We start from the raw sequence: 24090 nt of genomic DNA on the forward strand, positions 1-24090 counted from the left end.
TGTCATACGTCAGCTGAAAAATGCACCGACGCGCTGTAAAGGATTCTGCCGTCAACGGCCGTCACCTGATGGGATACGGAACGGACGCGAAGCATAATCGCCTGGTTGTTTTCAATCTGAACGTTTATTTTCTTTTCAAGCTCCTGCAAAGATGCCGCTTCGAAAAATTCTACTTTATCTTTGATTAAATCCAATTGAAAATTCATCAGTACAGATCCTCCTGATTTTTCTTCTGAGTCAATGAAAGTATAAGCCTTTCTGCCGTAATTGCGCAATAATCCCAAAGTATTTTAGTACCCTTCCATTCTTTTTTGTGATAGGATAGGAACTGTTCCACGATTAATCCATACTATACTCATAGGAATTATAAATTATGGAGAGTGAAAAATATGGGCCGTGAATTTATTCCATTATTTGAAGATTGGGCAGCGACTTATGACGCCACAGTGCACGGGGCTGACAAACAATATGCCGCTGTTTTTAAAGGATATGACAGCATTCTTGACAGCATTGTCGCACTTTCAGGTTCAAACGTTTTAGAGTTCGGACCGGGAACGGGGAATTTAACGGCGAAATTAGCCGCCGCGAACAAAAAGGTGTTTGGTGTAGAACCGTCTCCGTCAATGAGAAAACTGGCGGCTGACAAGCTTTCTGACAAAGCCGTGTTCAGTGACGGAGATTTTCTGGAGTTTCCCGCTCCGCCTTTTCAAATAGATACCATCGTCAGCTCGTACGCCTTTCATCATTTAACCGATGAAGAAAAGCGAACGGCTGTAAAGCAGTATGGCGCAATCCTTCAGAAGCATGATAAAATAGTGTTTGCCGATACAGTCTTTAAAGATCATGAAGCTTATGATGAGGCCATTAAAAAAGCAATCCGAAACGGCTATCATCAATTAGCGGACGATTTAAAGACGGAACATTATCCGACACTCGGGACAATGAAAAACATCTTTTCAGAAGAGGGATTTGCCGCGCGGTTTACGCAGCAAAATGACTTTGTCTGGATAATGGAGGCGATTAAACGGTAAATCGAAGGGATTGTGTATAAATGAAACTGGCAGTCATCGGAGCAATGGAAGAGGAAGTTACGATTTTAAGAAGCAAACTGAAAGACGCAAAACAAGAGATGATCGCTCACTGTGAGTTTACAACTGGCAGCTATGAAGGCGTCGAAGTCATCTTGCTGAAATCAGGTATCGGGAAAGTCAACGCGGCGATCAGCACGACGCTTCTGCTTGACCGTTTCAAACCTGATTATGTGATTAACACAGGCTCAGCGGGCGGTTTTCATCATACATTGAATGTAGGCGACGTCGTCATCTCAACAGATGTCCGCCATCATGACGTAGATGTGACGGCGTTTGACTATGAATACGGACAGGTGCCGGGTCTTCCGGCAGCATACAAAGCTGATGAAAAGCTGATCAGTATTACTGAGGAAGCGGTTTCTGAACTGAACGGCATTCAAGTCGCCAAAGGCACAATCGCAACGGGAGATTCTTTTATGAATGATCCGAAGCGGGTTGAAGACGTACGCGCCAAATTTGCGGATTTGTACGCGGTTGAAATGGAAGCTGCGGCTGTCGCACAGGTGTGCCACCAGTTCAAAACGCCTTTTGTTGTCATCAGAGCTTTATCTGATATTGCCGGAAAAGAATCTGACGTTTCATTTGATAAATTTTTAGAACAGGCTGCCGTTCATTCAACTGAGCTTGTCCTGAATGTCATCAAACGAATTCACTAAGCGGGGGATTCTCGTTCTCCTCCGCTTTTTCAGGAGGAGGACATATATTGAACGTGATAACAGATATTACAGAACTGATCGGAAATACACCGCTGCTCCGTCTCAAGCATTTTGATATACCGGAGGGAACAGCGGTTTATGCTAAGCTTGAGATGATGAATCCGGGCGGAAGCATTAAAGACAGGCTGGGCGGGATGCTCATTGAAGATGCGCTTCGCACGGGAAAGGTGAAACCGGGCGGCGTTATCATTGAGGCGACTGCCGGAAACACCGGGATCGGACTCGCTCTGTGCGCCAGAAAGCATCAGCTTCGCGCCGTTTTTTGCGTCCCGGAGCATTTCAGCAGAGAAAAGCAGCAAATTATGAAAGCTCTCGGAGCGGACATCGTGCATACGCCGAGAGAAGAAGGCATGCAGGGAGCCATCCGAAAAGCGCTTGAACTGGAGAGAGAGATTAATAATTCTTATGCCGTTCTGCAATTTAAAAACCGAGTAAATCCATTGACTTACTACAAAACGATTGGACCTGAAATATGGAACGCGCTCGGCGGGGATATCCACGCTTTTGTCGCAGGAGCGGGTTCCGGCGGCACCTTTGCCGGTACGGCAGCTTATTTAAAGGAGAAAAATCCTGCCGTCAAAACGGTGATCGTTGAACCGGAAGGCTCGATCCTGAACGGAGGAGAGCCGCATGCCCATAAAACGGAAGGCATCGGCATGGAGTTTATCCCGGATTATATGGACGAGAACCATTTTGACGCCATTTACACGGTGGAGGACGATACGGCGTTTTCGCTTGTCAGAGAAGCGGCCGAGAAAGAAGGCCTCTTAATCGGAAGCTCTTCAGGGGCGGCTCTTTATGCAGCGCTTGAAGAAGCGAAAAAAGCGCCCGCCGGATCAAATATCGTCACCATTTTCCCTGACGGCAGCGATCGATATATAAGCAAAAACATTTTTCAAGGAGGTCAGTAAGATGAAGAAAAAAACGCTGATGGTGCACGGAGGAATTACGGGAGATGAAAAAACAGGAGCGGTTTCCGTACCGATTTATCAAGTAAGCACGTACCGGCAGCCGAAAGCGGGCGAGCACACGGGTTATGAATATTCAAGAACGGCCAATCCGACGCGGACGGCGCTTGAAAGCTTAATTGCAGAGCTTGAAGGCGGCGCGGCGGGATATGCGTTCGGCTCAGGCATGGCTGCGATTACTGCCGTCATGATGCTGTTTGACAGCGGCGATCATGTTATTTTGACGGATGATGTATACGGCGGCACTTACCGGGTGATGACAGGCGTGCTGAACCGCTTCGGCATTGAAGCGGACTTTGTCGATACGAGCAGTGAAGAAAAAGTCAAAAAGGCCATTCGCCCGAATACGAAAGCCATTTATATCGAAACACCGACAAACCCGCTATTGAAAGTGACTGACCTCAAACTGATGTCTGACATCGCAAAAGAAGCGGGTGTATTGCTTATCGTCGATAATACGTTTTACACGCCGTATTTCCAGCAGCCGCTCAGCTTTGGCGCGGACATCGTGCTTCACAGCGCGACAAAATATCTCGGCGGCCACAGCGATGTCGTCGGCGGCTTAGTCGTCACGGCTGATAAAGAACTGGGCGAAAAGCTTCATTATGTGCAAAACTCAACGGGCGGCGTTTTAGGACCGCAGGATTCATGGCTTTTGATGAGAGGCATTAAGACGCTGGGACTCAGAATGGATGCCATCAATCATAGCGCCGGAAAAATCGCCGGGCTGCTTGAAGCGCATGATGCCGTTCAGACGCTCTACTATCCCGGATCAGCGAAACACCCGGGCCATGAGCTGACAAAAGCGCAAAGCTCCGGTTTTGGCGGAATGATTTCCTTTGATGTCGGCAGCAGCGAACGCGTCGACGCGTTTTTAGAAAAATTGAACCTGTTTACGATCGCGGAAAGTTTAGGAGCGGTTGAAAGCTTAATCTCCGTGCCGTCCAGAATGACGCACGCATCGATCCCGCGCGACCGCCGGCTTGCGCTTGGCATTACCGACGGGCTCGTGCGGATCTCGGTCGGTATTGAGGATACTGAGGATTTAACGGCGGATGTGAAACAGGCGCTTGATTCACTTTTATAAAGAATGGATAGATTTACATTCTCTGTCGGCTGTCAGCTTGTATTATAATGTTGGTAGACTATAAAACTGGCAGGTGACCTTATATGGAGAAGAAAAGACTGAAATCATTAATAGAAGATTTTAAGCATTACGCATTTATTCTGCTTGCAGTCAGCACCTTCATTTATATCGGCGCGGTTCTTCCCGGACAAGGGCTGACCGCGGGCCAGAAAATGCTGATGTTTGTAACGGATTGTGTATTTTTAGCGGGCGCTTATTTCTGCGTTGACCGTTCACTTATTTATAAAAAGAGGCTGGAAGAGGCCGATGAATAAAAAAAAGCCATTGTCTTTTGACAATGGCTTTTTCGTTTCTTATTCAGACGGGGTTTCGCGTAATTCTTTTCCCATTCCTTTTAAAAACTGCAGCCCGAAGCCGAGCGCGCGGTTAATATCAGGATCACCGACGGCTTTCATCAGTTCAAACATACTGACTTTCCTGTCCTCTTTTAAAAATCTTTGCGCCTGATCCGTCCCGGCCATGGCGCTTTCTAAAAGTCTGCCCATAAATTCGGGATCAGCTTTTGACAGCGCGCCTCCCGCGGCCATCATCGTATTCAGGAGATTGGTGACAGGTTCCCGGGAAATCTGTCCGAGTGCGATTTTGGCAATCTCCTCTTTTGCCTGGAGCATATAGCCGGCGGCATCAAAAATGCCCAAGCCATTCAGCTCTGCCATGATGGACATCGTTTTCGCGACGGCTTCTTCATTTTCTGCGAGAAGCGTCTTCAGTTCTTCCAGTTTTTCAGCTTTCAGCTGTTCCTCTGTTTTCGTTTCTTTTTGAATTTCAGTAATTGGACTTGCCATAATGTTTCCTCCTTTCCTTAATCAGTTAAGTGCACATAGCCCGGACGGTTCCATTTTCGCTGAGCTTCCACACCGTTTTGCGGATGACGTTTTTTGTTCCGCGGATTCGTTTTCGGAAGCGGCGGAGTATCACAGGAACCGAGCACTTCCATGCGGACTTTTGTCTGCTTATAGGCAGGTGTATGTGTCCGTGAATCATACGCAGGCCCGGTCAGGAAATTAATCGCAGAATCTTTATCTGTAGAGTTCATCGGCAGATAAAGCTCATTCGCGCGGACGCGGTCTGTCACAAGCGCGTTCAATTTAACCGCCCCAAAAGGAGAGACGAGCCGGATCATTGTCCCGTCGCAAATTCCGCGTTCAGCCGCGAGCTCCGGCGATACTTCAACAAATACATCCGGAACTTTAGACTGAATGCCTTTTGACTTGTTTGTCATGTTTCCTTCGTGGAAATGTTCAAGCATCCGTCCGTTGTTAATATGCAGGTCATATTCTTCAGGGAATACGGCAGGCTCCACCCAATCGCTCAGCGCAAAACGGGCTTTTTTGTCGGGGAAGTTAAAGCCGTCTTCATAAAGAAGCGGAGTGCTTTCTCCCGTAAAGCTTCCCCACAAGAAGCTGTTCCAGCCGCTAAGAACGTCGTAGCTTGCTTTTCCGAACAGCGGAGAAAGGCTCGCCATTTCTGAGAAAATGTCGCTAGGATGCGTGTAATTCCAATCAGCGCCTAAACGATTGGCGACTTCCTGAATAATCCACCAGTCGGGTTTTGCATCGCCGAGTGTCGGAAGCGCCTGATACAATCTTTGCACACGCCGCTCTGTGTTTGTAAATGTTCCGTCTTTTTCAAGAGATGGAACCGCAGGCAGGATGACATCCGCGTATTGCGCCGTTCTTGAAAGGAAAATATCCTGCACAACAAAGAAATCAAGGCTGGATAAAATGTTATGAACATGGTTGGCGTTTGAATCGACGAGCGCCATATCTTCACCGACGAGATACATGGCTTTCATGTTTCCTTCTTCAATCGCATGGAGCATTTCGATATTATCAAGACCCGGCTTGCCGTCAATTTCAACACCGTAAGCTTTTTCGAATTTAGCGCGTGCCGCATCATCGGTAATATGCTGATACCCCGGAAGCCAGCCTGGAAGAGTTCCCATATCGCAAGCGCCTTGAACGTTGTTATGTCCCCGCAGCGGATAGGCTCCGGCGCCCGGACGGCGGTAGTTTCCTGTGGCAAGCAGCAGGTTGGAAATCGCCGCTGATGTATCAGAGCCGCCTGTATTTTGAGTAACGCCCATGCCCCAAAGAACACAAGTGCCGTCTGCATCACGAATCATTTCGGCAATGCGGATGATCGTATCCTGAGAAAGTCCGGTGATGCGCTCCGCATATTCCAATGTGTATTTTTCCAGCGTTTCTTTATAATCATCAAAGTAGTTGACATTTTCATCAATAAACGCTTGATCGTGCCAGCCTTGGTCAATCATATATTTCGTTACTGCCATGAGCCAGACCTGGTCAGTCCCTTGTTTTGGGCTGATAAAGAGGTCGGACCGTTCAGCCATTTCATTTCTGCGCAGATCGGCAACAATCAGTTTTTGGCCGTGCAGTTTATGGGCGCGTTTCACGCGTGTGGCCAGAACCGGATGTCCTTCCGCCGGATTGGCGCCGACGATGAGCACGAGGCCCGCTTTTGCGATATCTTTAATTGTGCCAGCGTCTCCGCCCATACCGACGGTGCGGAATAAGCCGTCCGTTGCCGGTGACTGGCAGTAGCGTGAGCAGTTATCCACGTTGTTGGTTTCAAATACTTGGCGCGCTAATTTTTGGATGACGTAGTTGTCTTCATTCGTAATTTTAGAAGAAGAAATAAAACCGACAGAACCATTTCCGTGTTCGGCCTTGATCGAACCGAGTCTTGAAGCGACAAGATCAAGAGCTTCTTCCCATGACGATTCAACAAATGCGCCGTTTTTCCGGATAAGCGGTTTTGTAATTCGTTCTTCCGAATTCACGAAGTCCCAGCCGAATTTCCCTTTCACACAAGTGGAAATCGCGTTAACCGGAGCATCGGAAACAGGCTGAATTTTAAGGATGTCACGTCCTTTTGTCCATACTTCAAAAGAGCATCCGACGCCGCAGAACGTGCAGACTGTTTTTGTTTTTTTCGTCCGTTTATCGCGCATAGCCGCTTCCACTTCAGACACGGCGAAGATGCTTGTATAGTCGGGTTCAACATTTTTCACTAAATCAATCATCGGTTCCATGACATCTTCTTTTATTCCTGTCATAAATCCGGCTTGGCCGATCATTGATTTTTCCATCAGTGCGTTACAAGGACAGACAGTGACACACTGGCCGCAGCTGACGCAGGAAGATTCATTAATGGCGACGCCTTCATCCCAAATGACCCGCGGGCGGTCGCGCTCCCAATCAATTGAAAGGGTCTCATTCACCTGAAGGTTTTGACACACTTCCACACATTGGCCGCAGGCGATGCATTGGTTCGGATCATAGCGGTAAAACGGGTGAGACATATCAACCGCGCACTTTGAATCATCTTTCGGCGTATACGGATATTTCTGATGCTCAATCCCCATCATTTCCGCTGTATTATGGAGTGTGCAATTGCCGTTGTTGTTATCGCATACCGTACAGTAAAGCAGGTGATTCTCGAGCAGGCGGTCCATGGCCTCTGTCTGAGCCTCTTTTACCCTTCCCGACGTAAGCGAGATGGACATCCCGTTTTCTGCAGCCGTGGAACAAGAGCGCTGCAATTTCCCGTTTACTTCAACAATACAGGTGTCACATGTTTGAATCGGATCCACTTCCGGTACATGGCAAATTTGCGGAATCTCAATTCCGTTTTGGTTTAAAATATCTAAAATCTTAGACCCCTCTGGTGCTTCATACTCCGTGCCGTCAATTTTGACACGGATAGACTGAACGTCTGTCACTTCCAATTCCCCTCCATCTTTTAAACTCGAAAAAAAGCCATGCACATAGATACCGGCCTCCTGTCCGGAGAACGGTATAAATACGCATGGCGGAATAGTTCACTAGCAAGTCTTACTAACAGACCAATCCTATTGTATAAAACGATAGACTCATAACACGTTTCCTATTACAAATCCATCTTCACTGCTTTTATTATAAGGTGATATTTATTATAATACAATACGAAAGGAAAACTTTAACCAGGTGAAATGTCACAAAGGGGAACCGGGAATGTCTTTCATAGGCTAAAATCGGAGGGGACAATATGTCTAAAAAAATTCATGAATTTAACGATATTATCCGGAAATTGCGCAAAGAATTATTTGGAAAGGGGCCTGAACGAATTCACACCGTTTTTGTGGATAACATGGCGGTATCTACACTTTACGGCAATCTAAGCGCAAGTGAGCAGTTTATCGCACGCACGCCTGAAGGAAGAGAAATGGTTCATGCGGCGCGAACCAGCTTAATTCAGGAGCTGTATTCAAAACAAACGCCTGACGGAATGGAAGAGCTCATCGGAGCAAAGCTTGTACATCTGTTTTCAGATATTAAAATAGAGGAAAATATTGCCGTATCGGTGTTTGTCTTTGACCGCTCAATTGAAGAGCATAAAGAAGAAATCAAAAGCTGACAATATTCAATTGACACGAAATTGTCAAATTTGATATGATATGAACTGCCAGCAGTGGCCTAAGGACGATTTTTTATGGAATGTGTGCATGATCTGTGCATATTCTATACCGCATATTTTCATTCTGCTTGATATTGTTGTATGGGTATGCATACAAGTTAGGCAGCATTCAAACCCCGTTTTTTCAGACGGGTTAGTTGAATGCTGCCTTTTTTGTTAGGCGTCTTTGGAAACTGCGGGCTGAAATGATAAATGGAGGGGTTATTATGGCTTTTCGTAAACCGGACGAAATAGCGGAGCTTGCGGTCGAATCAGGGGTAAAAAAGGTGCATTCACCGCTTTCAGCACTGATTGTATTAGGATTTTTGGGAGGAGCGTTTATCGCACTCGGTTATTTGCTTGATATCCGTGTCATCGGCGACCTTCCGAAAGAATGGGGAAGCCTGTCGAGTTTAATCGGGGCGTCCGTGTTTCCCATCGGATTGGTGCTCGTCGTTCTTGCCGGCGCGGAGCTGATTACGGGAAATATGATGTCGGTATCCATGGCGCTGTTTTCCAGAAGAATATCCGCCGGTGCATTAGTGAAAAATTGGGTGATCGTGACGTTGATGAATCTTGTCGGCGCACTGTTTGTCGCTTACTTTTTCGGACATGTTGTCGGATTAACCGAAACAGGACCTTACTTGGAAAAAACAATTGCGGTCGCACAAGGCAAATTGGATATGCCGTTTGGAAAAGTCATTGTTTCGGCGATCGGCTGTAACTGGCTTGTCTGTTTGGCCGTCTGGCTTTCTTTCGGCGCAGAAGACGGAGCCGGAAAAATCGCGGGTATATGGTTTCCGATTATGGCGTTTGTCGCAATTGGTTTTCAGCACGTTGTAGCCAATATGTTTATCATCCCTGCTGCGATATTTGCAGGCTCTTTTTCGTGGGGTGATCTGATTGGCAATCTCATTCCGGCCTTTATCGGGAATGTCATCGGCGGGGCAGTGTTTGTCGGTCTTATTTATTTTATTGCATACTCAAAAAAAGATCAGAAAAAGCAAGGGATGAAAAGAGTTTCCTGAGGTAAGAAAGATGCCGGAAAACACGGACAATTGAAGTGGAATGCCAGCACATTTTCCGTCCAAATCTTGAAAAAAATGTTTACAAAATGGAAGCTGATGGATATACTTACAAAGTAAGAAAAAAGCAAAGGGAGGTTGAATCACATGACGACGTTAAACGGCAATCAAAATCTACAATTGAACCGATTCAGCCTGTGGAAGAGTTCGTGTCCTTCCTTAACCTCTGCTTGTCAAGCACGTTAATTTCGGAGTATCAGGACATTCGCAGCTCCCCGCAGGGAAAGAAGCACAGTCTTCTTTTGTCTGCGGATTTAGTCTGCCCGCAGCGCATATGAACTTTGCTGCGGGTTATTTTCGCTTGTGCGGATATTGAAAGGGGGTGAGCGATAATGACCATTAATCTTTTCTTTTTAACACTGACCATTTCAAAGCGTTTTAAAAGTGCGGAAGAGTATGAACGAGAACAGCAGGTCGAAGAGTTTTATAATGAAGCGAAAGAACGCCAGCTGAAACACTTTTATATGAACTGAACGGACACGAAGGGCCAAAACGGAGGAGAAGGAGGAGATTATCATGTTCAGAATTGAACTGCTGAATCATTACACAATGGAGAAGGACCAGGTTTAGCGAGGATGTTGCTGTCACGTCGCAGACGGCCTGCATACCATGGTAAAGAAAGAAAAATTGGTAAGCGGGTGATAGCATGCAAGGCGGTCAGAACAGAATTCCATCCATCGGGCACGGGTATGCGTCAATGCCCCATTCATTTAAACACGGCTACGGCAACCCGTATCGCCGGCAGAGAATGGCGGCGCTTTCCCGGCAGACAAGATATATAGCACCGTATTATTGGTACTAGAGCAGGCGGAAAACCTACGTTTTCCGTCTTTTTTTTTATGAAAACAAATATATATTTCAAATAAATCGAAACGTTCATGAAGAGAAGTGCGTCTAGTTAGTACCTCATACTAATACGAGGTAATATTATTTCTGGATAATAAATCACAGGAATGGAAAAGCGGGTGTTATACAATGTTGCAACACACATCTTCAGCATTAAAACGAATGCGCGCGAAATACTTTGCTGCATCAGAACCGGCAGAGTCAGTCATTCAGCAAATCTTGATGGACATACAGGAATACGACCGCATTTTGGAAATCGGGACCGGAAACGGCTCAATGTTTAAACAAATCATCGGACAGCTTGAAAAGGGCAGTCTTAAAAGCATAGAAACATCGAAACGTAAAATACGGAAAACACAGCGCGCAAACCGTTCGGTTATAAAAGCCGGGCTCGGAAACATTCAGCAGGGGAGGCCGGAAAGCATACCGTTCCGCGACCGCAGCTTTCATAAAGTCTTCTCATTACATACTGCTGAAACAGTCAGCGATTACCGGACGGCATGTAAAGAAGTGTACCGCGTTCTTCAAATCGACGGGTGTTTCTATATGGTTTTGAAACCTTCGCGGATGAGTGAAAAGGATGTGATTGAGGTGCTCTATGATCAGCATTTCAGAGACATTTCAGTTGTCAGCAGAGATTCATTCCATTTTATTACTGCCATTAAATAGAATATTTCTTGGGAAATAAAAAGAGCTGCTTAAGTCACTGCAGCTCTTTTTGTGAAATTGGGCATATTTCCTTATTTTTGGTTATTTCACATATATTTTATATTAAAAAAAGTTTTTTTCTTATACAATGGTAATCAGATGACCGTACATTTTAAATATTTTGAACAAACGGAATGAATATTCATTCCGCGTTTAGAAAGGGGGATGAAATGACAGCTTCAAATAAGGTTGAACTCATTATGAAAGCGTCGCTTACTTTGTTTACAGATAGAGGATTTGACGCCACGACGATTCCGATGATTGCCGCTCAGGCCGATGTCGGAACCGGCACAATTTACCGTTACTTTGACAGTAAAGAGACACTTGTGAACGTACTGTATCAGGAAAGTGCGCAGCGTTTTATGAAAAAAGTCAAAACGGACTTTCAGGGGATATCTGTAAGAGAAGGGTTTCATCACCTGTTTTATTGTCTGATTGATTTTACGAAGGAAAGTGAGTATGCATTGTTTTTTCTTGAAACGAATAAGGACGCCTACTTTCTGAATGAAACGAGCCGTAAGCTTCTTGATGAAATAACACAGATGCTTGACGTCTTTTTTCAGCGCGGCAAGTCTGAAGGCGTGCTCCGCAATCTGCCGTCCAATGTGCTGATGGCGCTGCTGCTCGGGGCATATCTCAAACTCTATCAGCTTGTCCGGACGGGAAGCGTCGAAATAACAAAACCGTTTCTGAAAGAATTGGAACAATGTTCTTGGGATGCCATCAGAACTCATTAATTATTCGCCGAAGGAAGGAAGATCGATATGAAACAGCTAAGCGCTATACCGCAGCCGAAAACATACGGGCCTCTGAAAAATCTCCCTCACTTGGAAAAAGAAAAACTGTCACAATCGCTCTGGAAAATTGCCGAAGAATACGGCCCGATCTTTCGTTTTGAATTTCCGAGCTCTGTCGGGGTCTTCGTATCAGGCCGCGAGCTCGCGGCAGAAGTCTGTGATGAAAAGCGATTTGACAAAAATCTCAGCAAAGCCCTGCTGAAAGTCCGTGAGTTTGGCGGTGACGGACTATTTACGAGCTGGACTCACGAAAAGAACTGGCAGAAAGCGCATCGGATTTTATTGCCGAGCTTCAGCCAGAAGGCGATGAAAGGCTATCATTCAATGATGCTGGATATTGCCATGCAGCTCGTGCAGAAGTGGAGCAGATTAAATCCGAATGAAGAAATTGACGTTGCCGAAGATATGACGCGCCTGACGCTGGATACAATCGGCCTGTGCGGATTTCATTACCGCTTTAACAGCTTTTACCGCGACACACAGCATCCTTTTATCACAAGTATGCTTCGTGCGCTGCAGGAGGCAATGCGCCAATCACAAAGACACAGCCTGCAGGACAAGCTGATGATCAAAACGAGACATCAGTTCCAGCAGGATATTGAAGAGATGAATTCGCTTGTAGACCGGATCATCGCTGAACGGAGGGAAAATCCGGATGAGAATCTGTCTGACCTTTTAGCATTGATGCTTGAAGCGAAAGACCCCGTAACGGGGGAAAGGCTGGATGATGAAAATATCCGTTATCAAATCATTACCTTTTTGATCGCTGGGCATGAAACCACAAGCGGGCTGCTTTCTTTTGCGATATACTGCCTGCTGAAAAATAAAGATAAATTGAAAAAAGCCGTTCAGGAAGCCGAGCGGGTGCTGACGGGAGAGACCCCTGAATATAAGCAGATTCAGCAGCTGACATATATCCGCATGGTGCTAAACGAGACTTTGCGGCTGTATCCGACTGCCCCGGCATTTTCTCTGTACGCGAAAGAAGATACGGTTCTCGGCGGGAAATATCCGATTGCGAAGGGACAGCCGGTGACGATTCTGACTCCGCAGCTGCACCGGGATAAAAGCGCATGGGGAGAAGATGCCGAGTTATTCCGTCCGGAAAGGTTCAGTGATCCCGCGGCAATTCCGGCTGATGCGTATAAGCCGTTCGGAAACGGACAGCGCGCATGCATCGGGATGCAGTTTGCCCTGCAGGAAGCGACAATGGTGCTCGGCCTTGTCCTGAAACATTTTGAACTGATTGATCATACTGATTATGAGCTTACGATTAAAGAAGCTCTAACCATTAAGCCCGGTGATTTTAAAATCCGTGTGAAAAACAAGGACGTGTCCAATCATCAGCCCGTACAAAACCATAAAGCTGAAGGAAGCGGTCACAAAGAAGAAACGAAAGAAATCCCGTCCCACGGAACGCCGCTTCTCATTCTTTACGGATCAAATTTAGGAACTGCGGAAGGAATCGCGGAAGAGCTGGCTGATATCGGAAGAAGCAAAGGATTTTCAACTGAAACCGGCCCGCTCGATGATTATGCCGGGAAACTGCCTGTAAAAGGCGCGGTCGTTATTGTTACGGCTTCTTATAACGGGGCGCCGCCTGATAATGCGGCGGGTTTTGTGAAATGGATGGAAACCCTTGAAGATCAGGAATTAAAGGGTGTTTCTTACGCCGTCTTCGGCTGCGGAGACCGCAACTGGGCCGCCACTTACCAAAGGATCCCTCGCCTGATAGACAAAGTGCTTGAAGAAAAAGGGGCAAAACGGCTGACCTCTATCGGGGAGGGCGACAATGCCGATGATTTTGAGTACAGTCAGGAAGCCTGGGAAGACTCATTCTGGAAGGACATCATGAAGGCTTTTCATATAGAGGCCGCTCCAAAACAGACAAACAAATCACAGTTATCAATCGAATACGTAAGTGAAGCAGCCGAGACGCCGATTGCCAAAACGTACAAAGCATTTGAGGCGGAGGTCATCACGAACAAAGAGCTTCATACCGAAAGCAGCAAGCGCTCAGTCCGGCATATTGAGCTGCGTCTCCCCGAAACAGAAACGTATCAGGAAGGAGATCATCTCGGGGTGCTTCCGCAAAACAGCGGGGAACTGATCAGCCGTGTCATTCGCCGATTCGGTCTTGATCCGAACCAGCACTTTAAGATCAAGGGCCGGCAGCTGCCTCATCTGCCGATGGACCGGCCGGTTAATGCGCCGGAGCTTTTGGCGTCCTATGTAGAGCTGCAGGAGCCGGCAACGAGAGCCCAGCTTCGCGAACTTGCCGCACATACCGTGTGCCCGCCGCACCAAAAAGAATTGGAGCATCTTTATTCTGATGATGCGGCATATAAAGAAAACGTGCTGAAAAAACGAATGACCATGCTGGACCTGCTGGAAGATTATCCTGCATGTGAACTGCCGTTTGAGCGCTTTTTAGAACTTCTGCCGTCCTTAAAGGCGCGCTATTATTCAATCTCAAGCTCACCGAAGGCAACCAGCGGGGAGCTCAGTATCACGGTCGGCGTTGTGACGGCTCCGGCATGGAGCGGCCGTGGGGAATACCGGGGCGTGGCTTCGAACTATTTAGCCGGATTACAAAAAGGCGATTCTGCCGTCTGTTTCATCCGCTCGCCGCAGTCGGGTTTCGCATTGCCTGAAAATCCGAAAACGCCTCTCATTATGGTCGGAGCAGGCACAGGAATTGCGCCGTTCAGGGGATTTATCCAGGCGCGGGCTGCCGAAAAAATGTCCGGTAACAGCCTGGGTGAAGCTCATTTATACTTCGGCTGCCGGCATCCTGAAGAAGACGATCTGTACAAAGATGAATTCGACCATGCGGAGAAAAACGGCCTTGTCACCGTGCATCGGGCGTATTCCAGGTTAGATCAGGACTGTAAAGTATATGTACAGGATGTTCTGCTTCGCGAGGCTGCACAAATTATTGCCCTTCTTGACCAAGGCGGCCATCTCTATATATGCGGCGACGGAAGCAAAATGGCTCCGGCTGTCGAAAATGTACTGCTTCAGGTGTATGAAAAGGTGCATAACACCGATTCAAAAGTTTCCTTGGAGTGGCTTGAACAGCTGCAGGCGGAAGGAAGATATGCGAAAGATGTTTGGGCAGGTATGTAACAGAAGAGTGAGACAACTGAAGAATGTTTTTTAATTGAAGAAAGCCGGCACGATATTTGAAATCTACTGAATCAAAAGGAATAGTTATAGGGAGTATCGTGCCGGCCTTATCTTTAGTATCGGACAAAAGGCACAAATCTTTAATGTTTTTATTGATTTACATGCAGGCGGCTATGTCCCTTTTTTCTGAATTCCGCCAGAAATAAAACCGGATAAGACAGCAATAGCAAAACCGAAATAAATGAAATGATACCGATCCAATGAAAATGCGTCCAAAAGAAACCGCCGCAAGACCCGGCCACGCTTGAACCGATATAGTATGCAAGCAGATATAATGAAGAGGCTTGCGCGCGCTGATCACCGGCTGCGCGGCCGACCCAGGCGCTTGCGATCGAATGAGCGCCGAAAAAGCCGAAGGTAAAGACGGCAATCCCCGCGATTTTGAGCGCAAGCTGGGGCAAAAGTGTCACCGCTGCGCCGGCAAGCATAACAAAAATCGCAATCTTAATCATTTTTCCGCTTCCGAAAAGATCTGCTTTTTTCCCCATATAGACCGAGCTGAACGTTCCCGCGAGATAGACAATAAAAATAAAACCGATCACAGTCTGCGACAAATGATAAGGAGCCGCCATTAAATGAAAGCCGATATAATTATATAATGTCACAAAACTCCCCATTAATATAAATCCCAGAGATATTAACAAAAGCAGCCGTTTGCGGTGCAGGACCGCTCCGTATTCCTTACATGCCGCTTTTACGCCCGCATGCCGCTGAGATGAATGGCGCGGAGCCGGAAGAAAACGCCAAAACAAATAGCTTAATACAATAGAAAGAATGCCGATGATGGCAAGCGCCGGCCGCCAGCCGAATACATCGGTCAGAAGCCCCGTTAACAGCCTGCCGCTCATTCCCCCGATGCTTGTGCCGCTGATATACAAGCCCATCATTTTCCCGAGGCCCTTCGGATCAAACTCCTCGCCTACATATGTCATAGCGACAGCCGGAACTCCTGCCAGGAAAATACCGAGCAGCGCCCTCATCGCCAAAAGCGCCGGAAAGGCCGGACTGAACGCTGTTAATAGACCTAAAACAGAAGTAGCTGTTAACGACAGCACCATTAATTTTTTTCTGCCGAATCCGTCAGACAACGAAGCGGCGGCCAATAATGAAAATGCCAAAACGGCTGTTGAGATGGATAAAGTTAAGCTGGCAGCCGCAGCGGAAATATGAAACTCTTCCGAAAACAAAGGCATAAGCGGCTGTGTCGTGTAAAGCGTGGCGAAGGTCACAAAGCCGCTGATAAACAGAGCCAAGCTGGCCTTTCTGTAAGCCTTTGTGTGAGGCTGAATAAACGTCATGAATGTCCCTCTTTTCTCACTGTTGGTTATATATGTATCGTACGCTTTTCATTTCAATGTGTCTAATTTATAATAACTATAGAATTAATGCGTGTAGGTTATGAAGAAAGGGGAGAAGGAGAAAATGGAGCTTCATCAAATTGACAACTTCATTGCGGCGGCAGCTCATCAGCATTTCACAAATGCGGCAAAAGAAAGAATGATTTCTCAGCCGGCATTAAGCCGATCGATTATCAGGCTCGAAGAAGAATTAGGCGCGCCGTTATTTTACAGAGAGACAAAAGCCGTCCGGCTGACAAGACACGGAGAGCAGTTCTTAATAAAAGCAAAACAAGCGAGAAGAGCTTTAAATGAAGGCGTTGAACAAGTGAAAAAGAATATGAGCCTGGAGCACGGCGAAATATCTGTATCATTTCTTCATACACTCGGGCTGCGCTTAATGCCTCAGCTGATTGCCGAATTTAAAAAGCTATACCCAAACGTGACCTTCCGGCTTTATCAAGGCGCAAATGAAACGCTTCGCAAAATGGTGGAAACGGGAGATGCGGATATCTGTCTCAGCTCCCCGCCGCTTCCCAGCGAGCTTTTACAATGGACAGTGCTGGAGAAAGAGCCTCTATATGCGGTGCTACCTGAGAACCACCCGCTTGCAGGAAATAAAAGCATTCAAATGAAAGAGATGCAGGACGAGGATTTTGTGGGTTTTAAACCGGGATACGGGCTGAGATATATGTTTGATCTGATGTGCCGGGATTTGAATATACACCCGCATCTCGCATTTGAAGGAGAGGAAGTGTCAACCATATTAGGGCTGACCGCCGCGGGTCTGGGGGCTGCAGTGCTGCCGAAAACCGCGGAGCATTCATACTTTCCGGTCGTTTTTCTTCCGGTTGCAGATTACCAATGCGAACGCACCATAGCGTTAGCCCAGCTGAAAAACCATGCTCTCTCTCCTGCTGCTGAGCGTTTTAAACAGTTTGCACTTGAGTATTACAAAGCACGCAACTGAGCGGTCATTTTATTAAAATCAAAGTTGAAAATAAAGCAGAAAGAAATACAGAAAACGGAGGAAAACCATGGCGAAAAAAACAGTGAAAACAAATGCTGTCCGTATCATTGAGCAGCAAAACATTCCCTATGAGCTATTAGGTTACAAAACAGAAGGGGGACAGCCCGCAGACGGTCTTTCCGTTTCACAAAAAATCGGATACGCTGCCGAATATGTTTATAAAACCTTAGTGGCATCTGCAGGAACTGATCATTATTACGTCTTTGTCGTTCCCGTTGCAAAAGAACTGAATCTGAAAAAGGCTGCGAAGGCGGCAGGTGAGAAGAAAATAGAAATGATTGCCATGAAGGACCTTTTGGGAGTGACCGGCTATATACGCGGCGGCTGCTCTCCGATCGGAATGAAAAAAAGGTTTCCGACTTTTATTGATAGATCCGCTGAAACACTGGAGTTTATGATTGTCAGTGCGGGGAAAATCGGAATGCAGCTGAAAGCAGCGCCTCGAGATTTAGCCGAAGCAAGCGGGGCGGTATTTACAGACATTGTATAAATGTCCGGTGAATCTAATGGAATACACGTTTCAAGGGAGAATGATAATGAAAAAAAGATATGAAAACTTGAATGGCGTGAAGAATGAACATGGATTCAGGGACATGTGGAAATGGATGAAAGAACGAAGAGAAAAAAGTAAAGACTTAAGCGAGAACATTCCGAAAGCGGTCACAAGGGATGTCCGTGATGTTGCCGTCAATCGGACGGAAACCGCCATAACATGGATCGGCCATTCTTCATTTCTGATCCAAATACAGGGGTTTAACATAATGACCGACCCTGTATGGGCGCGGAGGATGGGTTTTCAAAAACGGCTGACAGAGCCGGGATATGAATTGAGCGAACTGCCTGACATTGATGCCGTGCTCATCTCACATGGGCATTATGACCATCTTGATTTTCCGAGTATAAAAAAACTGAGAGGAAACCCGGATTTTTACGTGCCTGCGGGACTGAAAAAGCTGTTCAACAAAAAAGGCCGCAAAAAGGTCCATGAAATGAATTGGTGGGATCGTTTTGAGATGCGGGGGGTGAACATATCATTTGTTCCGGCCCAGCACTGGACACGGAGAACGCTTTGGGATACCGATACCTCTCATTGGGGAGGCTGGGTCATAGAAAGCAAAAACGGCGAGTCCATCTATTTTGCAGGAGATACAGGCTATTTTGAAGGCTTTAAAGAAATCGGAGAGAGGTTTCGTATTAAGGCGGCTCTGATGCCGATCGGAGCATACGAACCGGAATGGTTTATGCAAGTGTCACATATCAATCCGGAAGACGCCGTGAAAGCGTTTTTGGAGCTGAAGGCTGACAGCTTCATTCCCATGCATTACGGGGCATTCCGGCTTGCTGATGATACAGGCCCGGAAGCACTAAGCAGACTGCACGGCGAGTGGGATCGGCTTGCATTACCTCCTGAAAACCTGAAAGCATTAGCGCTTGGCGAAACATTTTGGCTGTAACAGCAGGTTTTCGCTGCCGACACCAATCGTTTAAAAACGGTTGGTGTTTTGTTGTCAACCAAAGGTGAACAGCTTTAGTATAAAACATGATTTTTCCGGAATCTGCGGTAAAAAACAAAACTTTTTACTCTTTTGTTTCATTATAAAATGAAAACGGTTTCGTATGTGTAGTATATTTAACCTATCACAATTGCTCCAGCAGAAACGGACAGGAAGGATAGAAAAACAGATGAAATACATGAATTCAAGGCAGAAAAAGATTTTGTATCTGTTGTTATCTGAACCTGATGACTACTTAGTTGTGCAAGATTTCGCAGACAGGGTCCGCTGTTCTGAAAAAACGATCAGGAATGATTTGAAAACGATTGAAGATTTCCTGAATGAACATGCTCAAGCTCAGCTGATCCGCAAACCGGGATTAGGCGTCTATTTACATATATCTGAACAGGAAAGGTCACGGTTAATCCGGCAAATTTATAATGAGCACTTTACGTGCAGGCACAAGACCGATGAAGAAAGAATACTTCACATCGCTTATGATTTATTAATGAATTCAAAGCCCGTTTCCGCAAAAGAAATTGCCGCACAGCATTTTGTAAACAGAGCTTCCATTAAAAAGGATGTAAGTGCGGTTGAAGAGTGGCTGAAGCGATTTGATCTCACGCTGGTTTCTAAACAGCGGCTCGGCTTAAAGATTGAAGGGGACGAAAAAAACAAAAGAAAAGCATTGGCGCGAATTTCAGATTTGATTGATAATGCGGAATTTACAAGCCAATTTATAAAAAGTAAGTTTTTAAGTTATGAAGCGGACTTTGTGAGAAAAGAAATCAAGTTATTACAAAAAAAACATTCTATCTATTTTACGGATGAAACATTTGAAAGTTTGCTGCTGCATACATTGCTGACTATCCGCCGTATCAAAATGAAACAGCCGGTCGCCATTTCTGCAAGACAGCTGGACGCGGTAAAAAAGAAGAAAGAATATGAATGGACACTGGCTTGTTTAAAACGGCTTGAGCCGGTATTTGCCATCCGGTTTCCTGAGGAAGAAGCCGTCTATTTAACTTTACATATAATAGGCGGGAAAGTCCGCTATCCATCGCAGCAAGAAAAGAAGCTTGATCTTGAAGATTCTGAGCTTTCCAAAGTCGTCAGGCATTTGATCAATCGTGTTTCAGAACTGAAAATGCTGGATTTTCATAAAGACCAGGAACTGATCAACGGATTGAACATTCATCTCGATCCGGTGTTGAAGCGGCTGAGCTATGATCTCTCTGTTTCAAACCCCATGCTTCACGACATCAAAAAAATGTACCCTTATTTGTTTCATCTTATCATTGACGTTTTAGAAGACATCAATCAAACATTTGATCTTTATATTCCTGAAGAAGAGGCGGCCTATTTGACGCTGCATTTTCAGGCAGCGATCGAACGGCTGCGCCGAAACAGGCATAACCCTAAAAGGACGATCATCGTCTGCCATATGGGCATTGGCATGTCACAATTGCTGCGGACTAAAATTGAACGCAAATTTCATCACATTACGGTAAAAGACTGTATCGCAAAAGCGGAGCTGACAGAGTATATCAAAAAGCATAAAGATATAGATTTCGTCATTTCTACGATAGGGCTTGGAAATGTAACGATCCCTCATATTGTCGTATCACCGCTTTTGGAGTCTGCTGATGAAAAGAAGCTCAGCGCATTTCTGCAACAGCTTGATATATCACACCGCCGGGAGCAAAAAACGTTTAAAATGCTAAACGATACGACTCCGTTTCTCGTTTTTTTACAGCAAGAGACAGAGCACCGTTATCAGGTCATTGAAAAGCTGGCGCAGGCTTTGTATGAAAAAGGCTATGTAGAAAAAGAGTATGGCATTCATGCAGTAATGAGAGAAAAAATGTCGGCGACAAATATCGGGGCGGGTATTGCCATCCCTCACGCGAACTCTAAATATATCAAACAATCAGCCATTGCAATCGCCACCTTAAAAGAGCCGATTGAATGGGGGACAGAAAAGGTGTCGCTCGTTTTTATGCTTGCCGTCAAACACGAAGATCAAAACAAGGTAAAGCAATTATTCAGTGAGCTTTCCTATCTTAGCGAGCAGCCGGCATTTATTCAAAAACTGACGGAAGAAAAAAATGTGATGACGTTTTTATCGTATTTAAACTATTAAAAGCAGGGAATATCTCCCTGCTTTTTTTCTGTTTATAGGGAAAAATGCCGTTATTTCCGGAACTTATGGTAAAAAAACGCGCTTATCACAGGCTGATTTCAGTATAAAGTTGAGACAAGATCTTGAAATTCAGACTGCAAAGGAGGATTTATATGAAACTGTTAGCGATTACATCATGTCCGAACGGCATTGCCCATACGTATATGGCTGCTGAAAATTTACAAAAAGCAGCCGGCAGATTAGGCGTTGAGATCAAAGTGGAAACCCAGGGCGGAATCGGGGTGGAAAATAGGCTGACCGAAGAGGAAATCCGGGAAGCAGACGCAATCATTATCGCGGCGGACCGCTCGGTGAACAAAGACCGATTCGCGGGAAAAAAGCTGCTGGCCGTCGGGGTTCAGGAAGGCATCCGCAAACCGGAAGAATTAATTCAAAAAGCGCTTAGCGGTGAAGTGCCGGTCTATCAATCTGCTTCAAAAGCTGAAACCGCAAGTCAGCAGGGCAAAAAACAAAACCCGATTTACCGTCATTTAATGAACGGCGTTTCTTTTATGGTTCCTTTCATTGTCGTCGGCGGATTATTGATAGCGGTTGCATTGACGCTTGGAGGAGAAAAAACACCAAAGGGCTTAGTCATTCCGGATGAGTCTTTTTGGAAAACGATTGAACAGATCGGCAGTGCTTCTTTTTCATTCATGATCCCGATTTTAGCCGGGTACATCGCGTTCAGCATCGCTGATAAGCCGGGTCTTGTCCCCGGAATGATCGGCGGATATATTGCGGCATCCGGCAGCTTTTACGACAGTGCAAGCGGCGCAGGATTTCTTGGAGGAATCATTGCGGGATTTTTAGCGGGATATGCTGCGCTTGGAATCAAAAAATGTAAAGTTCCTAAAGCAATACAGCCGATAATGCCGATCATTATTATTCCGGTGTTTGCCTCACTGATCGTCGGTTTGGCGTTTGTATTTCTGATCGGCGCCCCCGTCGCTCATATTTTCGCATCATTAACGGTTTGGCTTGCGGGAATGAAAGGTTCGAGCTCAATTCTCCTGGCATTGATTTTAGGAGCGATGATCTCCTTTGATATGGGAGGACCCGTAAACAAGGTGGCCTTTCTTTTCGGATCGGCAATGATCGGAGAAGGAAATTATGAAATTATGGGCCCGATTGCCGTTTCCATTTGTATACCGCCGATAGGGCTTGGGATTGCAACGTTTTTAGGAAAAAGAAAATTCGCAGCCGCAGAAAGAGAAATGGGAAAAGCATCATTTACGATGGGCCTTTTCGGTATCACGGAAGGAGCCATTCCATTTGCGGCCCAAGACCCCCTTCGTGTGATCCCGAGTATTATGGCGGGTTCTATGACCGGCTCGGTGATAGCGATGATCGGCCATGTGGGGGACAGAGTGGCACACGGCGGCCCCATCGTTGCTGTACTTGGAGCAGTAGATCATGTACTGATGTTTTTTATCGCTGTAACAGCAGGCTCTCTTGTCACCGCTCTGTTGGTTAATGTACTGAAGAAAGATATGGCGAAATCCCCCGCGCCCGGCGAGGTGCTGCCGTCTGCCGCACCAAATGAAGCTGCAGCGGCAAAAGAAACAAAGGAACCATCTCAGGCTGACAGCCGAAAAGCCGGGATGACCGAAATCAAAAAACTGACTGACATTATCAGTACGGACTTGATTGAACCGCATTTATCCGGCGAAACGAGGGATGACATTATCGACGAAATGATCGAGAAAATGTCCCGTAAAGGTATGCTGCTGTCTGACAGCGGATTTAAGCAGGCCATTTTGAGCCGGGAACAGCAGGGAACCACGGCGATAGGTATGAATATCGCCATTCCGCACGGAAAGTCTGAAGCCGTCAAAACGCCGGGTGTCGCATTCGGAATAAGACGTTCGGGTGTTGACTGGAACAGCCTTGATGGTTCTGATGCAAAACTGATTTTTATGATTGCCGTACCGAAGGAAAGCGGCGGAAATCAGCATCTAAAAATATTGCAGATGTTATCCCGAAAACTGATGGATGACAGCTATCGGGAAAGGCTGCTCTCCGTTCAGACAAAAGAAGAGGCGTATGAGCTTCTGGAAGAAATCGAATAAAGCGGGGGATGATCATGTCTACTGAACCGATATTTTTCAATCCGGTTTTCAAAGAAAGAATCTGGGGAGGCGCCGCCCTGCGTGATTTTCACTATAATATTTCGTCCGAGCGGACAGGGGAGTGCTGGGCCTTCGCCGCTCATCAAAATGGACAGAGCACAGTTCGAAACGGCATGTATAAAGGATGTACGCTCGGTGAATTGTGGGAGCATCACAGAGATTTATTCGGAAACCTTGAAGGAGACCGTTTTCCTCTTCTTACAAAAATTTTGGATGCGGACCAAGACCTGTCCGTTCAGGTGCATCCGAATGATGACTTTGCCAAAATGCATGAAAACGGGGAACTTGGAAAAACCGAATGCTGGTATATCATTGATTGTGAAAAAGATGCGGAGATCATTTTCGGCCACAACGCAACAACAAAAGAAGAACTGATGTCCATGATTGAGCGCGGAGAATGGGACGGGCTCCTGAACAGAGTTAAGGTAAAGCCGGGAGATTTCTTCTTTGTCCCAAGCGGCACCGTACACGCGATTGGAAAGAGCACACTTATTTTAGAGACGCAGCAAAATTCAGATACGACTTACAGATTGTATGACTACGGAAGAAAAGATGCGGACGGCAGGATGCGCGAGCTCCATTTGGAAAAAAGTATAGAAGTGATAGACATTCCATCTGTCCGTGAACGGCCGACCGTTCAATATAAACAAACAGATGATCTGCTGGCAGCTGTTTTAATAGAATGTCCTTATTTTTCAGTCGAAAAGTGGGTTGTAAAAGGTGAAGCAAATCTATTCCAGCATCATCCCTTCCTTCTTGTCAGCGTGATCGAAGGAGACGGAATAATGATTGCAGGCGGGCATGAATATCCCTTTAGAAAAGGAGATCATATTCTCCTGCCTTCCGGTTTGGGAGAATATAAACTGGCAGGCCATGCAAATTGTATTGTGTCTCATCTGTGATCCTCAAAA

General features: G+C 46.2%; 22 protein-coding genes. 18 read left to right on the plus strand and 4 right to left on the minus strand.

Annotated elements, in window-relative coordinates; translation table 11 throughout:
- Window positions 1-2: 2 nt before the first annotated feature.
- Complete coding sequence (locus AC3WTF_RS05470) at window positions 3-206, minus strand: YrzA family protein (RefSeq protein WP_003152771.1); 204 nt, start codon at window positions 204-206, stop codon at window positions 3-5.
- A 183-nt stretch (window positions 207-389) separates the two neighbouring features.
- Between AC3WTF_RS05470 and AC3WTF_RS05475 the strand changes: the two genes are divergently transcribed.
- The 5 genes from AC3WTF_RS05475 to AC3WTF_RS05495 all read left to right on the plus strand — a co-directional run bounded on the left by AC3WTF_RS05475 (window position 390) and on the right by AC3WTF_RS05495 (window position 4176).
- Window positions 390-1031 (plus strand): class I SAM-dependent methyltransferase, encoded by a 642-nt coding sequence (locus AC3WTF_RS05475; RefSeq protein WP_032866643.1) that lies wholly within the window; start codon window positions 390-392, stop codon window positions 1029-1031.
- A gap of 20 nt (window positions 1032-1051) precedes the next feature.
- Window positions 1052-1747, plus strand: coding sequence for a 5'-methylthioadenosine/S-adenosylhomocysteine nucleosidase (mtnN, locus tag AC3WTF_RS05480; protein WP_003152774.1), 696 nt, complete (start codon window positions 1052-1054; stop codon window positions 1745-1747).
- Between the two features lie 47 nt (window positions 1748-1794).
- Window positions 1795-2718 (plus strand): O-acetylserine dependent cystathionine beta-synthase, encoded by a 924-nt coding sequence (locus tag AC3WTF_RS05485; RefSeq protein ID WP_015387961.1) that lies wholly within the window; start codon window positions 1795-1797, stop codon window positions 2716-2718.
- 1 nt (window position 2719) lies between these two features.
- Window positions 2720-3862, plus strand: coding sequence for a bifunctional cystathionine gamma-lyase/homocysteine desulfhydrase (locus AC3WTF_RS05490; protein WP_007408221.1), 1143 nt, complete (start codon window positions 2720-2722; stop codon window positions 3860-3862).
- Window positions 3863-3945: 83 nt separating this feature from the next.
- Window positions 3946-4176, plus strand: a complete 231-nt coding sequence (locus AC3WTF_RS05495) for a YrhC family protein (protein WP_012118061.1) — start codon at window positions 3946-3948, stop codon at window positions 4174-4176.
- Window positions 4177-4215: 39 nt separating this feature from the next.
- On the opposite strand, the gene AC3WTF_RS05500 is transcribed toward AC3WTF_RS05495, so the two are convergent.
- Both AC3WTF_RS05500 and fdhF read right to left on the minus strand, forming a co-directional pair.
- Window positions 4216-4707, minus strand: a complete 492-nt coding sequence (locus AC3WTF_RS05500; protein WP_003152780.1) for a helical membrane plugin domain-containing protein — start codon at window positions 4705-4707, stop codon at window positions 4216-4218.
- 17 nt (window positions 4708-4724) lie between these two features.
- Window positions 4725-7667, minus strand: coding sequence for a formate dehydrogenase subunit alpha (fdhF, locus tag AC3WTF_RS05505; protein ID WP_129003654.1), 2943 nt, complete (start codon window positions 7665-7667; stop codon window positions 4725-4727).
- Between the two features lie 305 nt (window positions 7668-7972).
- On the opposite strand from fdhF, the gene AC3WTF_RS05510 reads away from it, so the two are divergent.
- The 7 genes from AC3WTF_RS05510 (at window position 7973) to AC3WTF_RS05540 (ending at window position 14945) form a co-directional block, all read left to right on the plus strand.
- On the plus strand, window positions 7973-8341 hold the full coding sequence (locus AC3WTF_RS05510; RefSeq protein WP_007408224.1) for a Na-translocating system protein MpsC family protein: 369 nt from the start codon (window positions 7973-7975) through the stop codon (window positions 8339-8341).
- Window positions 8342-8607: 266 nt separating this feature from the next.
- Complete coding sequence (locus AC3WTF_RS05515; RefSeq protein ID WP_007408225.1) at window positions 8608-9408, plus strand: formate/nitrite transporter family protein; 801 nt, start codon at window positions 8608-8610, stop codon at window positions 9406-9408.
- Window positions 9409-9797: 389 nt separating this feature from the next.
- A complete protein-coding gene (locus tag AC3WTF_RS05520) occupies window positions 9798-9938 on the plus strand; it encodes a YrzI family small protein (protein ID WP_003152787.1) in 141 nt (46 codons plus the stop codon).
- A 173-nt stretch (window positions 9939-10111) separates the two neighbouring features.
- On the plus strand, window positions 10112-10267 hold the full coding sequence (locus tag AC3WTF_RS05525) for a hypothetical protein (protein WP_007408227.1): 156 nt from the start codon (window positions 10112-10114) through the stop codon (window positions 10265-10267).
- Between the two features lie 173 nt (window positions 10268-10440).
- The gene (locus AC3WTF_RS05530; protein WP_007408228.1) at window positions 10441-10980 is read left to right on the plus strand and encodes a class I SAM-dependent methyltransferase; all 540 of its coding nucleotides are present in this window, start codon (window positions 10441-10443) and stop codon (window positions 10978-10980) included.
- Window positions 10981-11189: 209 nt separating this feature from the next.
- Window positions 11190-11756, plus strand: coding sequence for a TetR/AcrR family transcriptional regulator (locus AC3WTF_RS05535; protein ID WP_014418456.1), 567 nt, complete (start codon window positions 11190-11192; stop codon window positions 11754-11756).
- A gap of 27 nt (window positions 11757-11783) precedes the next feature.
- Window positions 11784-14945, plus strand: coding sequence for a bifunctional cytochrome P450/NADPH--P450 reductase (locus AC3WTF_RS05540; protein WP_221663822.1), 3162 nt, complete (start codon window positions 11784-11786; stop codon window positions 14943-14945).
- 149 nt (window positions 14946-15094) lie between these two features.
- Here the strand turns inward: AC3WTF_RS05540 and AC3WTF_RS05545 are convergent, their stop codons facing one another.
- The gene (locus AC3WTF_RS05545; RefSeq protein ID WP_007408230.1) at window positions 15095-16303 is read right to left on the minus strand and encodes an MFS transporter; all 1209 of its coding nucleotides are present in this window, start codon (window positions 16301-16303) and stop codon (window positions 15095-15097) included.
- A 124-nt stretch (window positions 16304-16427) separates the two neighbouring features.
- Here AC3WTF_RS05545 and AC3WTF_RS05550 point away from each other — a divergent pair, with 124 nt between their 5' ends.
- The 6 genes from AC3WTF_RS05550 (at window position 16428) to manA (ending at window position 24081) form a co-directional block, all read left to right on the plus strand.
- Window positions 16428-17312 carry a LysR family transcriptional regulator gene (locus AC3WTF_RS05550; protein WP_015240269.1) on the plus strand — a complete coding sequence of 295 codons (885 nt, stop codon included), beginning with the start codon at window positions 16428-16430 and terminating at the stop codon, window positions 17310-17312.
- Window positions 17313-17379: 67 nt separating this feature from the next.
- Window positions 17380-17862 (plus strand): Cys-tRNA(Pro) deacylase, encoded by a 483-nt coding sequence (gene ybaK / locus AC3WTF_RS05555; protein WP_032870522.1) that lies wholly within the window; start codon window positions 17380-17382, stop codon window positions 17860-17862.
- 46 nt (window positions 17863-17908) lie between these two features.
- Window positions 17909-18826 carry an MBL fold metallo-hydrolase gene (locus AC3WTF_RS05560; RefSeq protein ID WP_492314208.1) on the plus strand — a complete coding sequence of 306 codons (918 nt, stop codon included), beginning with the start codon at window positions 17909-17911 and terminating at the stop codon, window positions 18824-18826.
- A gap of 229 nt (window positions 18827-19055) precedes the next feature.
- The gene (manR, locus tag AC3WTF_RS05565) at window positions 19056-21008 is read left to right on the plus strand and encodes a mannose transport/utilization transcriptional regulator ManR (RefSeq protein WP_492314209.1); all 1953 of its coding nucleotides are present in this window, start codon (window positions 19056-19058) and stop codon (window positions 21006-21008) included.
- 152 nt (window positions 21009-21160) lie between these two features.
- Window positions 21161-23119: a fructose-specific PTS transporter subunit EIIC gene (locus AC3WTF_RS05570; RefSeq protein ID WP_129003658.1), complete on the plus strand. Its 1959-nt coding sequence runs from the start codon at window positions 21161-21163 to the stop codon at window positions 23117-23119.
- 14 nt (window positions 23120-23133) lie between these two features.
- Window positions 23134-24081: a mannose-6-phosphate isomerase, class I gene (gene manA, locus AC3WTF_RS05575; RefSeq protein ID WP_492314210.1), complete on the plus strand. Its 948-nt coding sequence runs from the start codon at window positions 23134-23136 to the stop codon at window positions 24079-24081.
- Window positions 24082-24090: the final 9 nt, after the last annotated feature.

This window comes from Bacillus sp. EB106-06-01-XG163 (assembly GCF_058791615.1).

Bases quoted from the DNA above. Each gene is read 5' to 3' on its own strand.
- AC3WTF_RS05470 (WP_003152771.1), bottom strand. From the start codon at position 206: ATGAATTTTCAATTGGATTTAATCAAAGATAAAGTAGAATTTTTCGAA.
- AC3WTF_RS05475 (WP_032866643.1), top strand. From the start codon at position 390: ATGGGCCGTGAATTTATTCCATTATTTGAAGATTGGGCAGCGACTTAT.
- mtnN (WP_003152774.1), top strand. From the start codon at position 1,052: ATGAAACTGGCAGTCATCGGAGCAATGGAAGAGGAAGTTACGATTTTA.
- AC3WTF_RS05490 (WP_007408221.1), top strand. From the start codon at position 2,720: ATGAAGAAAAAAACGCTGATGGTGCACGGAGGAATTACGGGAGATGAA.
- AC3WTF_RS05495 (WP_012118061.1), top strand. From the start codon at position 3,946: ATGGAGAAGAAAAGACTGAAATCATTAATAGAAGATTTTAAGCATTAC.
- AC3WTF_RS05500 (WP_003152780.1), bottom strand. From the start codon at position 4,707: ATGGCAAGTCCAATTACTGAAATTCAAAAAGAAACGAAAACAGAGGAA.
- AC3WTF_RS05510 (WP_007408224.1), top strand. From the start codon at position 7,973: ATGTCTAAAAAAATTCATGAATTTAACGATATTATCCGGAAATTGCGC.
- AC3WTF_RS05515 (WP_007408225.1), top strand. From the start codon at position 8,608: ATGGCTTTTCGTAAACCGGACGAAATAGCGGAGCTTGCGGTCGAATCA.
- AC3WTF_RS05520 (WP_003152787.1), top strand. From the start codon at position 9,798: ATGACCATTAATCTTTTCTTTTTAACACTGACCATTTCAAAGCGTTTT.
- AC3WTF_RS05525 (WP_007408227.1), top strand. From the start codon at position 10,112: ATGCAAGGCGGTCAGAACAGAATTCCATCCATCGGGCACGGGTATGCG.
- AC3WTF_RS05530 (WP_007408228.1), top strand. From the start codon at position 10,441: ATGTTGCAACACACATCTTCAGCATTAAAACGAATGCGCGCGAAATAC.
- AC3WTF_RS05535 (WP_014418456.1), top strand. From the start codon at position 11,190: ATGACAGCTTCAAATAAGGTTGAACTCATTATGAAAGCGTCGCTTACT.
- AC3WTF_RS05540 (WP_221663822.1), top strand. From the start codon at position 11,784: ATGAAACAGCTAAGCGCTATACCGCAGCCGAAAACATACGGGCCTCTG.
- AC3WTF_RS05545 (WP_007408230.1), bottom strand. From the start codon at position 16,303: ATGACGTTTATTCAGCCTCACACAAAGGCTTACAGAAAGGCCAGCTTG.
- AC3WTF_RS05550 (WP_015240269.1), top strand. From the start codon at position 16,428: ATGGAGCTTCATCAAATTGACAACTTCATTGCGGCGGCAGCTCATCAG.
- ybaK (WP_032870522.1), top strand. From the start codon at position 17,380: ATGGCGAAAAAAACAGTGAAAACAAATGCTGTCCGTATCATTGAGCAG.
- AC3WTF_RS05560 (WP_492314208.1), top strand. From the start codon at position 17,909: ATGAAAAAAAGATATGAAAACTTGAATGGCGTGAAGAATGAACATGGA.
- manR (WP_492314209.1), top strand. From the start codon at position 19,056: ATGAAATACATGAATTCAAGGCAGAAAAAGATTTTGTATCTGTTGTTA.
- AC3WTF_RS05570 (WP_129003658.1), top strand. From the start codon at position 21,161: ATGAAACTGTTAGCGATTACATCATGTCCGAACGGCATTGCCCATACG.
- manA (WP_492314210.1), top strand. From the start codon at position 23,134: ATGTCTACTGAACCGATATTTTTCAATCCGGTTTTCAAAGAAAGAATC.